Here is an 11626-nt window from a genome sequence, read left to right on the forward strand (position 1 = left end):
CGCGCCATGAACGGGACGTCGGCCAGGAGCTGAGCCAGTCCAAGCTGTCGGCCTGGGTGATCTCGGCGCGCGGCCCGGCTGGACCAGGGCTGCAGAACAGCAGCCGCCCGTCGGCGTCCTTGAGGACCATGGACTTCACATATTTGTCCCGGTCCATGCGGCCGGCGGCCGGCGGCCGGCGGCCGAGCATCGCACCCGGATCTCCGTGCCGTCGATGATCCCGGTGCGACCGTCGACGCCCAGATACTCGACGACCTTGGCGAGAGTACGCAGCCGGACGTCGGGCGCGACGGTACAGCCCCGCTGAGCGAGCAGCGGCACGAACGTGTGTTTCGCTGCGGCTCCTACCGCCCGCCGCCGCGGCCGAGCCGTGAGTCGAGCCTGGTGCTGTTCGTGCCACAACGGCCCTGCCTCAGCGACGAGTTCAGCAATGACCGCTGACGGCAACCCGATGACCCGGTACTCCGCCACGATCAACTCACGTGCCCCAGCCCCCCATGCTCAGTTCAACGAGCTACTCGTGCGCCGAGCCACGGCCAACCATGCACGAGGTCTTAGTTCAGCACGATGCGCCAGCGGTTGTCGGCGGTTCCGTCGTCCGCGTCCTGGACCGCGAACGCGCCGACGGCGGTGGAGTTGTTCGCGATGGCGAGCAGCTTGCCGCTGTTCACGTTGCGGATCTTGTAGGTCCCGTCTCCCTGGTCGAGCAGGGTCCATTTGTGGTCGGCGGTGCCGTTGTCCGACCACTGCAGGACGGCCGCGCCGTCGGTCGTGTCCATGTTCAGGACGCCGAGCACCTCGCCGCTGTTGGCGTTGCGGAAGCGGACCGCGCTTCCGTCGGTGATCATTTCCCAGTTGTGGTCGGCTGTGCCGTTGTCCGTCCATTGCAGAGCGCGGCCGCCGTTGGCCGTGGACATGTTCTGGATACCCAGCAGGAGACCGCTTGCCACGTTGGCGAGACGGACGGTGTTGCCCGTGGTGTTCCAGTAGACGGTGTAGTTGAAGCCGTGCGCGTCGTAGAACGGGCCCAGGTTGACGGTGGAGCCGCTGGAGGTGGCGGTGAAGGCGAGTGAACTGCTGCTGGTCCGTTTGATCGAGGACGTGGTCAGCGACGGGAGGGAGTTGAGCGTGGAGTCACCGTAGTTGCCGGACAGGACCACCGGGCCATAGGTGATCGCGGCGACGTTCGCGTTGTCGTTGGCCGGTCGGATGCCGATCCGCATGGGCAGGCGGACGGTGACCGTGTCGCCGGAGGTCCACGAGCGGTTCAGGGTGGCGTAACTGCCGGGTGTGGTGGTGATGGTTTGCGCGACGCCGTTGACGCCGACGGAGGCCCCGGCGGTCCAGCTCGGTATACGGATGCGCATCGCCCACGTTCCGCTGACGCTGCCGGTGACCTGAAGGGTCGTCGTGTCGCTGACAGGGAAGGTCGTCGTCTGGGTGACGGTGATACCGCGCTCCGTCCAGGTGAGCACCGACGGCACGAACATGTTCACGGTCAGCGTGGTGTCGTCGTGGAAGTAGAGGGAGTCCATCAGCCTGGTGTGCATCTCCAGGCCCGTGCCCTGGCAGCACCAGAAGGTTCCGTAGTCGGTGCTCCAGGTGCCGCCGCCCAACGCCGGGCCCACACCGCGCCGGCCTCCCGGCTTGAGGGGGGTGAAGTAGGTGACGTGGCCGTGCTCGTCGGCCGGGTTCTGCTGGCCGATGATCTGGTTCAGCCATGCCCGCTCGTAGTAGTCGAACAGCGCGACGCGGTTCGGGTCCAGCGTGAACAGCTCCCGGGTGAGGGTGAGCATGTTGATGGTGTTGCAGCTTTCGCACGTGTCGTTGGTCAGGTAGCCGGCGATGGCGTTCGGGGCGCGGAAGTGCTCCGCCTGGCTGTTGCCGCCGATGGCGTAGGTGTGCGCGTTGACGGTGATGTTCCAGGCGTTGGTGGCGATGTCCCGGTAGCGGGTGGTGCCGGTGGCCTTGTACTCCCGGGCGGCACCGATCCACTTGGGTACCTGGGTGTTGGCGTGAATTCCGTTGAGCTGGTCCTGGTTGGCCGCCAGCGGGTCGAACACCGCGGCGTGGTCGAACCGCTGGGCGACGGTGAGCCACCGCGCGTCGCCTGTCTGCTGGTAGAGATCGGTCAGCACGGCGTTCATGCCGCCGAACTCGACGCGCAGCATGGTCTGCATCTGCTGGGTGGTCAGCCGGCCGGTGCGCCAGTCGACCCATCCGGCCAGGGCGAGGAGCACGTCCCGGGCTTGTGTGCTGCCGATGTGGCGCCATACGTCCAGCAGGCCGGTGAGGGTCTTGTGGATCGTGTAGTACAGCACCTCGCCACTGGTTCCCTGCTCGAGAGCAGTGAAGTTGGACTCGGGGTAGCCGGAGAGGTACCCGGGGTTGAATCCGGCGGAGCTGTTGTTGGCCTGGCACTTGGCCAGCTCCGCGACCGTGTAGGTGGCCTTGTCCCGGCAGGTGGTGTCCCCGGTCACGGCGTACGACTGCGCCCATGCCGTGAGGAAGTGCCCCTGGATGTGGGTGCGGAAGCCGAAGTTCGGCGCGTCCCAGCCGCCGTTGGCGGCCGCGCCGTTGGTGGACAGCTTGTGGGTGGCGCGGAAGTTGTACAGCAGCCGGTCGACATCGATGAACCGCAGGTAGTTCTGGGTGCGGTTCTGGTTGTCCAGCCACCGGCTCGCGGTGAGTCGGACCTGGCCGAGTTCGAAGGGGTGCGCCAAGACCCCGATGTCGGTCCTCGCGGGGGCGATGGCCGCCTGGGCGGAAGACGCGCCGAGGAAGGATCCGGTGGAAGAGGCGGCCACGGTGGCCCCGGGCAGTTGCAGGAGACGACGCCTGCTGACGGAGGAAGACATCTTGAGCCTTTCGATACGGCAGAGCGACTGCTTGGACTTTTGATGTGCCGGCTCACACGTCCGACGGTCGGGCGTGGCGCGTCACGGCCTTGTGTGCTGCCGAAGCGGCGCCCTACGGCCGACAGGCCGACGACAACTTCCTCCCGCGGTTCGATGTTTCAAACGCCGTCCGAAATATGGAACGCGGATCTTCGCTGACACATGGGATGGATTAACGGATATGGACGTTGGTTGTGTCTAGCCTGTGAACACGAAATTCTTACCGGCTGTCGGGTCATCCCGTAGTTCTGCGGCCACGTGCTGCGGGGGCGCAGTTCCGCGCCCCGGTACACGATGGCCTGCGGACGGTCCGTGTGGCCTCTCCGCGCATGCGGGTGGGCGGTCAGCTTCGCGCACCCGGCGGTGTAGGACGCGGCGCGGACCTTCGCCTTGGCGGCCATGCGGGCGAGGTCGGTGCCGGTATGGAGGGGGCCGGGGTGTGCGAAGGCTCCGCCCGCCGCCATCGAGAGGGTGGCGACGCCGGCGAGACCGACGGCTGCGGCGCCCGTGGCCTTGAGCATGGTGCGCCGACTGATCTGTCGTGTCGCGTGCATGTACAGGAGACGGCGGGACGGCGGGGCAATAACAGAAACTGGGGGACGTTGTGCAGGTGATTGCCTGACGGGGTTGAGCGCTGCGGTGTGGCTGGTGATCGAGGGTGGGGCCGGCCGCGGGTGCGGTGTGCTGGGGGTTGTGCGGGCGGGGGATGCCGCTGGATGCGTGGGAGCGGAGGCGGCGCCCGTGGCCTCCTTGAGCCGCCGCGGCCTGCCCGGCCCTGTCCTCGGCCGGCGTTCCCGGTAGGTGCGCTGGGCCTCGACCGGGGAGACCTTGTTCGCGCCGTCGGCCATGGCCGGTCGGGGGAACTGGACCCCGTCGTCCTCCCAGAAGCGGACGGGGCATGCCTCGTATGAGCCGGAGCGGGGGCGGGTGAGTGCGGGATCGCGCACTTGTACGTTCGGTGGATCGGATGTGTCGGATGTATTGACGCGCCGTCTTTTCCGGATCTAGCCTCTGCCCGATTTCCCGAACGGTGTTCGATATATCGTTCAACGCCTGATCGAATAGTGAGTTGGCTATGAAGGCTTCCGTCCGAGTGCCGCCCACCTGAAACACCTTCACTGGCGCTGAGAGGCCCAGACGCCCGGCCCGTGTCGCAACCGCCCCACCTTGGCGGACGCACGTGCCCGAGCGCCCTGACCCGCCGTCACCACGGCGTCATGGGCGAAGCGGTGAAACGCCGTCGTTCGGATCCGTCCCTCCGGCTCGCGCGGCAGCCGGGTCCCGTCCCGCCCACTTCGAGACCAAGTTCCCCCGCCACCCCGCTCCCCCTTCGCCCGGCGGTGGCACCCGCACACGACAGGAGATCCCATGTCTGCGCTCCGCGCCCGGCTGACGGTGATATTGCTCGCCGTCTGTCTCCTCTTCACGGGCCAAGCCCTCACCACACCGCAACGGGCGGCCGCCGCCGATCCCGGATACCTGATGGTGCATTTCACCGGCGATTCCGCGACCGGGCAGATGCTGTACCTCGCGCACAGCACGGACGGCCTGCACTGGAACGACCTCAACGGCGGAGCGCCGGTCCTGAACTCCATGATCGGCACGAAGGGGGTACGTGACCCCGCGCTGGTGCGCTCTCCCGACGGGAGCAAGTACTGGATCATCGCGACCGATCTGTGCATCCGCTGCGGCTCGACGTACACCAACGGCAGCCCCAACTTCGTGGTGTGGGAGTCGACCGACCTGGTGACCTGGTCGAAGCCGTGGCTGCTCGGCGCCGCCGGACTGATCCCCGGCGGAAAGAACGCGTGGGCGCCGGAGGCGATCTGGAACCCCGAGACCAACGACTACGTCCTGTACTGGGCGACGAACGCCACGGTGAACGGCGTCTTCAAGTACCGCATCTACGCCGCCCGCACCAAGGACTTCCGCACCATCACCACCCCGCAGATCTGGATCGACCCGCCCGGCAGCACGCCGGTCGTCGACACCCAGATGACCGAGGTGCCCGTCGGCACCGGCCCCTACCGCTACCTGCGGGTCTCCGGCGACGGCCAGAACAACGTCGAGGGCAGCAACTCGATCCTCGGGACGTGGACCAACCTCGGGAACCTCTCCAGCATCGGCCTCACCGGCAATGTGGTCGAAGGCCCAATCTGGATGAAGTTCAGGGACCGCGACGAGTGGGCCCTCTACATCGACTACAACAACCCGCAGGGCGTCCGTGAATACCGGCCGATCCTGACGACCAACCCGTTCGACGTCAGCACCTACCGGCTTCAGGATGCGACCGGCTACGACATGGGCGGCACCCCGAAGCGCCACGGCGCGATCATGACCCTCACCGCCGCCGAGGAGAGCCGCGTGCTCGCCCGCTGGCCCAACACCCCGGCGCAGCGGCTGCAGTCGTACAACTTCCAGGACCGCTACGTGCGCCAGATCAACTTCGACATGCGCATCGACCCGAACGTCAGCCCCGTCGAGGACTCCCAGTTCCGGATCAGGCCCGGCCTGGCCGGCACCGGCACCGTCTCGTTCGAGTCGGTGAACCACCCCGGCTACTTCCTGCGGCACGCCAACTACGACTTCCAGCTCGCCCTCTACGACGGCAGCAGCCAGTTCGCCGCGGACGCCACCTTCCGCAAGGTCGCCGGGCTCGCCGACTCCACCTGGTCGTCGTTCCAGTCGTACAACTACCCGGACCGCTACATCCGCCACTACGCCTACTACCTGAAGCTCGACCCGATCACCACCACGACGGGGCGCGGCGACGCCACCTTCCGCGTGACGAGCTGACCCGACCGTCTCACGGTGAGGCCTCATCGTGAGCGCTCTGCGGAGTCCGCCGTTCCGGCGGTGGACCCAGCAAATTCCGGCGACGGCGCTCGCCGCCTTGGCCGGCCCCCGGAGCTACCGGCCGGGCCGGGCTGCCGCCGTGATGGCGGCGCCCGGGAGTTCCACTCACCTCCCACTCCCCTCTGCGTAGGAGTTCTTCATGATCAAGAAACAGTGGATGCGCCGCGCCAGACGCGCACTGCTCGCGGCAGGGGCCACCGCCGCCCTCGCAGCCGGCCTGCTCACCGCCACGGCCGCCTCCTCGCAGGCCGCCACCCAGGGACCGTGCGACATCTACGCCGCGGGCAACACCGCCTGCGTCGCCGCGCACAGCACCACCCGTGCCCTGTACGGGGCGTACAACGGCCCGCTCTACCAGGTCAAGCGCGCTTCCGACAACGCGACCAAGGACATCGGCCTGCTGAGCGCGGGCGGATACGCCGACGCGGCACAGCAGGACTCCTTCTGCGCGAACACCAGCTGTGTCATCACCGTCATCTACGACCAGTCGCCCAAGCACAACAACCTCACCCAGGCGCTCAAGGGCCACTGGCCCGGTCCGGCGGAGAACGGGAACGACAACCTGGCCAACGCCTTCGAGGCGCCGGTCACCGTCGGCGGGCACAAGGCATACGGCGTCTACGTGGCCCCCGGCACCGGCTACCGCAACAACAACACCAACGGCATCGCCACCGGCGACCAGCCCGAGGGCATGTACGCCATCTTCGACGGCACGCACGTCAACGGTGGCTGCTGCTTCGACTACGGCAACGCCGAGACGACCGGCAACGACGACGGCAACGGCACCATGGAGGCCATTTACTTCGGCACCAGCACGGGCTGGGGCTCCGGCAGCGGCACCGGCCCGTGGATCATGGCCGACCTGGAGAACGGCCTGTTCTCCGGGGTCAACCGCGGCGTCAACGCGGGCGACCTGACCATCAACCACCGGTTCACGACCGCCATCGTCAAGGGCGGCCCGAACCACTGGGCCATCCGCGGCGGCAACGCCCAGTCGGGCGGCCTGTCCACCTTCTACGACGGCGTGCGCCCCAACGACACCGGCTACAACCCGATGAAGAAGCAGGGCGCGATCATCCTCGGCATCGGCGGTGACAACAGCAACACCGGCCAAGGCACCTTCTACGAAGGCGTCATGACCCAGGGCTACCCCTCGGACGCCACCGAGAACGCCGTTCAGGCCAACATCACCGCCGCCGGCTACAACAGCGGCTCGACCAGCACCGGAACCCTCACCCCCGGCTCCCGGATCTCCCTGCAGGCCACCACCTCGCCCTGCTGCACCTCCCACTACCTGCGCCACAACAGCGCCGACACCAAGGTCGCCATCTCCAGCATCAACTCCGCCAGCCCGGCCACCGACAAGGCCAATGCCACCTGGATCGTCCGCGCCGGACTGGCCAACACCTCCTGCCTGTCCTTCGAGTCCGCCGACAAACCCGGCCAGTTCCTGCGCCACTTCAACTACCAGCTCTACCTGAACACGGACAACGGCGGCAGCTCGTTCGCGCAGGACGCCACCTTCTGCCCCACCGCGGGCAACAGCGGCGTCGGCACCTCCTTCCAGTCCTCCAACTTCCCGGCCAAGTACCTCCGCCACTACAACTACACGGCCTACATCGCCGGCAACGGCGGCACCAACGCCTGGGACAACACGAAGTCGTGGGCCCAGGACACCAGCTGGCTCACCGCGGCTCCCTGGAACTGACGAGGGACCGAACCCGTGGGCGGCTCCGGGCCGGGGCCGCCCACGGGTTCTCCATCCGCCCGCACCTTCCTACGCCCCGGAGGTACCAGATGAGCGCACCCCCCTTCCCGTCGCGGCGGCTGTTCCTCGGCATGGCCGCGGCCGTGCCGCTGTCCATGACCGGCGCGCTGACCCTCGGCAGCCAGTGCGCGAGCGCCGCGACGGCCTCCCCGTTCGTCATGGCCTACTTCACCCAGTCACCGAGAAACCTCGGTACGGACTACGGCCTGCATCTCGCGGTCAGCACCGACGCGCTGCAGTGGATGCCGCTGAACCAGAACAACCCCGTCGTGACCCCGACCGCGGGCGACGGCGGTCTGCGCGACCCCGTCATCCTGCCGAAGCAGGACGGCACCTTCGTCGTCATGGCGACCAACCTGAAGGGCACCGACTGGACCAAGAAGAGCCCGTACATCCACGTCTGGGACTCCGCCGACCTGCGCTCCTTCGACAACTACCGTCTGCTGAAACTGCACGACATGGCCACCCACACCTGGGCGCCCGACGCCTTCTGGGACGCCTCCCGCGGCCAGTACGCCATCATCTACTCGGCCGTGAACAGCAGCGGCCACAACGTGATCATGGTGAACTACACCACGGACTTCCAGACGGTGACGGCACCGCAGGTCTTCTTCGACCCGGGCTACGACGTCATAGACGGCACCCTGGCGAAGGACGTGAACGGCGTCAACTACCTGTACTTCAAGGGCCACAACAGCCTCACGGGTGCGAAGTCCACCTCGCTCGATCCCGGCAGTTTCACCCAGTTCACCCCGGGCCTGGCACCCCAGGGCGGCATCGAGGGCCCGATCCTCGCCCAGGCCGCCGGCACGTGGTACCTGTGGGGCGACGCCAACGCGCTGTTCTACACCTGGCAGACCAGCGACCTCTCCACCGGCACCTGGACCGCCACCGACCGGCGCGTCTACACCCAGCCGCTGAACTCCAAGCACGCCGACATCAAGCCGATTCCCCAAACGGTGTACGACAACATGGTCGCCAAGTGGGGAAAGCCGGCCTGGAACCGGCTGAAGTCCTACAACTTCCCGGACAGATACTGGCGGCAGGTCGACTCCATCGGCCGCATCGACCCGTACCCGTTCGACCCGTACACCGACTCGCAATGGAAGGTGGTGCCGGGTCTGGCCGACTCCTCCGGCGTCTCCTTCCAGTCCGTCACCGCCCCGACCCGCTACCTGCGGCACTCTTACTTCCAGCTGCGACTGGACGCCAACGACGGCACCGCGAAGTTCGCCCAGGACGCCACCTTCCACAAGACGGCCGGGCTCGCCGACCCGTCCTGGTCGTCATTCCGCTCGCACAACTACCCGGACCGCTATATCCGGCACTTCGACTACGTGCTGCGCATCGACCCGATCTCCACCACCACCGGCAGAGCCGACGCCACGTTCTCCGTCTGGTACTGAGCTTGGCGTTTATCCTCGCCTGTCACCCGGCCTGCGGAGGCGGCCGTTCTCCACGCTTCGAGATGTCGAGTGACGAAGCACGAGGGAACGGCCGCTGCGTATGAGTCTCCTGTCCCGGGTCCGCGGGCGAGGCATCGAGCGTGTTGTCCCGCTTTCGGGTCGAGTTCTACGAGTACGTTTACGCCCGGGCGGATACGCTCTTCGAGCTGTCGTCGGCGGTCGAGCACCGGCGTGGGCACGGCGCCCTGTGCGCGGCGTGGGACCGGGGCTGGGCGGAGCCTGCACGGTTGCGCCGCGCGCCGGCCGTGGATGTGAGCAACTGGCGCCGCCCCGATGGCCCCACCAGCGACGAGGCTGTTCTCGTCGCTGCCCTGGAAACGGGCCGTAAGACCTGCCAGTGATGCTGCTCGGGCGCCTGCGCTCCGACCGCGTCATGTTCCGCGACCTGGCCGCCCCGTTTCAGTCCCAGAGGAATACTCGAAACTGCCTGTCCTGCACGGCACGTTGATCCGTCTGAAGACCGGACGGCTGCCGGGCGACCGCGACCCGAAACCCCTGTGGCTGTGGTGCTCGGTCCCCGGCGCCACCAGCACGGATGTCGACAGCCGGTGGCATGCCTTCCTCCGCCGCAACCCAGCCCACGGACCGGGACAGCGGAACCCATGCTTGCTGACCCTCACCGGTTCGGAACAGCGCTGCCGCCGTTGTAGCCGCAGGGGAGGGTGCGCTGAGCCGGCCCCCGTCCGGCGAGATGGTGAAGTGCGTGGTCGCCGTGAGGGGGCGCTGCTCGGCTGACCGGCGTCAGGCGTAGGGGTCGAAGGGGATGCCGGACGGTTTCGAGTGGTCGAGGGCGTACTGGAAGTCACCGTCGTCGATCTTCAGCGTGGCGGAACCGAAGTTCGCCCCGATGAGTTTCTCCCGGTACCCGGCGGGATAGCCGTTCCAGCCGACGAGCCGCGGGAAGAACCAGCCGCCCGTGGCGTTCTCCGGCGGCTCGTCGTTTCCGTTCGCGAACCGGAAGCAGTGGGTCGAGACACCGTCCTTGTGGTAGACGATCTTCGGGTGGGTGCCGTCGAAACGCACCGCAGAGCGGGCGGCCACCTGGTAGCCGGAGTGCTGGGACACCGACACGTACTGGACCTGGTCGTCGAAGACCCACACCACGACGTGCTCCCAGTCGTGGGTGTGTCCGATGGCCGCCGGACCGAGGGTGGCCTGGTCCTTCTCGAAGTAGCTGGCGTACATGACGGCACACCAGCCGTTGTCGCACTTCGCCCGTGAGTAGGTGTTGGCGTTGGCGAGTTGGGCGTAGTCGTGGCACTTGCCGTTGACGTCTCCGCCGAGCTTCAGCCCGGGATTGATCGTGCCGTCGGCACCGATCGCGGAGGTGGCGTAACAGCCGTCACGGTCGTAGTCGTAGGCGGGGGAGTAGGTCTGCTCCAGACCGTCGGCGTTCTGGGGGAGCAGGGTCAGGACGTTCGCGTGGGCGGTCGCGGGGATCGCCACGACGAGCGCCAGGGCGGCGCCCAGAGCCGTGGTCAGGGATCTCGCCGTGCGCATGTCGTGCCCCTGTTCAGCAGTAGAGGTTGCCGCCGGGGGTGACCCCGAGGATCGACGTGAAGCGGTTGTAGGCGTCCACCCGGCTCTGCACCTGGGCCGGGTTGCGCCCGTCGCACTCCAGGGAACCGTTGATGCTGCGGATCGTCTGGCCGAAGCCGGCCTGGTTGACCATGGCGTTGTGCGGGGTCATGGTGCCGGGCCCGGACTGGGTGTTCCAGTACCAGAGGCCGGTCTTCCAGGCCACCGCGGAGTCGTTCTGCACCAGCCAGGGGTTGCCCAGCAGATCGATCCCCAACGCGTCGCCCGCGGCCTTGTAGTTGAAGTTCCAGGACAGCTGGATCGGGCCGCGGCCGTAGTACGCCGCCTGTCCCGCCGGGCAGCCGTACGGCTGGTTCCAGTCGCAGTAGGTCGGGTAGTTGGCGGTGTTCTGCTCGACGACGTACACCAGCCCCCCGGTCTCGTGGTTCACGTTGGCGAGGAAGGCCGCGGCCTCCTGCTTCCTGACCGTGTCGCTGCCGGTGGTGGCGAAGCCGGGGTACGCGCTCAGCGCCGCGACCAGACCACCGTAGGTGTAGAAGGAGTTCCGGTTCGGGAACATCTGGTTGAACTGCGCCTCGGTGACGACGAATCCGGACGGGGTGCTCCCGCCGCCGCTCGCGGGCGCGTTCCACTTCTGGTTGGCCGTACCGGAGCAGGTCCAGATCTGGAGCCGGGTGCCGTTGGCGCTGTTGTTGTCCCGGACGTCCAGGCACTTGTTCGCGGCCGGGTTGACGATGTCGCGCGCGCCGGAGACCACCCACTGCTGGTTGGCACCGCCGGAGCAGTCCCAGAGTTGTACGGCCGCCCCGTCGGCGGTACCGCGGTCCGCGATGTCCAGACACTTGCCGAGCGCACGCAGGGTCCCGTCACCGGAGTTGGACCAGATCTGGGCGCCGGTGCCGTTGCAGTCGTAGAGCTGGACGGCCGTGCCGTTGGCGGTGGACGCTCCCGCCACGTCGACGCACTTTCCGGCGAGGCCGGTGATCGTGCCGGAGGCGGCGTGCGCGGGTGTCACCGTGAGCAGCGCGGTGAGTACGGCGGCGAGGACGGCGAAGACCGCGAGGCGGCCTCTGTGGAGGGATGAGGACATGGGCGGGCAC

9 protein-coding genes are annotated in these 11626 nt (G+C 67.7%); 4 read left to right on the forward strand and 5 right to left on the reverse strand.

Annotation, left to right across the window (positions count from 1 at the left end; genetic code table 11):
* Window positions 1–135: 135 nt before the first annotated feature.
* The 3 genes from H293_RS53670 to H293_RS59935 form a co-directional block, all read right to left on the reverse strand.
* Entirely contained in the window at window positions 136–321 is a 186-nt protein-coding gene (locus H293_RS53670; protein WP_028807602.1) for a hypothetical protein, read from the reverse strand.
* 233 nt (window positions 322–554) lie between these two features.
* Window positions 555–2858 (reverse strand): beta-L-arabinofuranosidase domain-containing protein, encoded by a 2304-nt coding sequence (locus H293_RS0106320; RefSeq protein ID WP_020117039.1) that lies wholly within the window; start codon window positions 2856–2858, stop codon window positions 555–557.
* A 158-nt stretch (window positions 2859–3016) separates the two neighbouring features.
* Window positions 3017–3844, reverse strand: a complete 828-nt coding sequence (locus H293_RS59935) for a CPCC family cysteine-rich protein (protein ID WP_259294436.1) — start codon at window positions 3842–3844, stop codon at window positions 3017–3019.
* Between the two features lie 421 nt (window positions 3845–4265).
* Between H293_RS59935 and H293_RS0106325 the strand changes: the two genes are divergently transcribed.
* The 4 genes from H293_RS0106325 to H293_RS0106340 all read left to right on the forward strand — a co-directional run bounded on the left by H293_RS0106325 (window position 4266) and on the right by H293_RS0106340 (window position 9328).
* Window positions 4266–5693: a glycoside hydrolase family 43 protein gene (locus tag H293_RS0106325; RefSeq protein ID WP_020117040.1), complete on the forward strand. Its 1428-nt coding sequence runs from the start codon at window positions 4266–4268 to the stop codon at window positions 5691–5693.
* A gap of 199 nt (window positions 5694–5892) precedes the next feature.
* Window positions 5893–7461, forward strand: coding sequence for an alpha-L-arabinofuranosidase B (locus tag H293_RS0106330; protein ID WP_020117041.1), 1569 nt, complete (start codon window positions 5893–5895; stop codon window positions 7459–7461).
* An 89-nt stretch (window positions 7462–7550) separates the two neighbouring features.
* Window positions 7551–8927 carry a glycoside hydrolase family 43 protein gene (locus H293_RS0106335; RefSeq protein ID WP_020117042.1) on the forward strand — a complete coding sequence of 459 codons (1377 nt, stop codon included), beginning with the start codon at window positions 7551–7553 and terminating at the stop codon, window positions 8925–8927.
* A gap of 140 nt (window positions 8928–9067) precedes the next feature.
* Window positions 9068–9328 carry a hypothetical protein gene (locus H293_RS0106340; RefSeq protein WP_020117043.1) on the forward strand — a complete coding sequence of 87 codons (261 nt, stop codon included), beginning with the start codon at window positions 9068–9070 and terminating at the stop codon, window positions 9326–9328.
* A 400-nt stretch (window positions 9329–9728) separates the two neighbouring features.
* Here H293_RS0106340 and H293_RS0106345 read toward each other — a convergent pair whose 3' ends face one another.
* Together H293_RS0106345 and H293_RS0106350 are read right to left on the reverse strand one after the other, a co-directional pair.
* Window positions 9729–10487 (reverse strand): NPP1 family protein, encoded by a 759-nt coding sequence (locus H293_RS0106345; protein WP_020117044.1) that lies wholly within the window; start codon window positions 10485–10487, stop codon window positions 9729–9731.
* Window positions 10488–10500: 13 nt separating this feature from the next.
* Complete coding sequence (locus H293_RS0106350) at window positions 10501–11616, reverse strand: chitinase (RefSeq protein ID WP_020117045.1); 1116 nt, start codon at window positions 11614–11616, stop codon at window positions 10501–10503.
* Between the last annotated feature and the right edge of the window lie 10 nt (window positions 11617–11626).

The sequence above is a fragment of the Streptomyces canus 299MFChir4.1 genome (assembly GCF_000383615.1).
Classification (GTDB): domain Bacteria; phylum Actinomycetota; class Actinomycetes; order Streptomycetales; family Streptomycetaceae; genus Streptomyces; species Streptomyces canus_C.

Excerpts from the sequence above, each read along its gene's own strand:
- H293_RS0106345 (WP_020117044.1), bottom strand. The coding sequence starts at position 10,487 with ATGCGCACGGCGAGATCCCTGACCACGGCTCTGGGCGCCGCCCTGGCG.
- H293_RS0106330 (WP_020117041.1), top strand. The coding sequence starts at position 5,893 with ATGATCAAGAAACAGTGGATGCGCCGCGCCAGACGCGCACTGCTCGCG.
- H293_RS0106320 (WP_020117039.1), bottom strand. The coding sequence starts at position 2,858 with ATGTCTTCCTCCGTCAGCAGGCGTCGTCTCCTGCAACTGCCCGGGGCC.
- H293_RS0106325 (WP_020117040.1), top strand. The coding sequence starts at position 4,266 with ATGTCTGCGCTCCGCGCCCGGCTGACGGTGATATTGCTCGCCGTCTGT.
- H293_RS0106335 (WP_020117042.1), top strand. The coding sequence starts at position 7,551 with ATGAGCGCACCCCCCTTCCCGTCGCGGCGGCTGTTCCTCGGCATGGCC.
- H293_RS0106350 (WP_020117045.1), bottom strand. The coding sequence starts at position 11,616 with ATGTCCTCATCCCTCCACAGAGGCCGCCTCGCGGTCTTCGCCGTCCTC.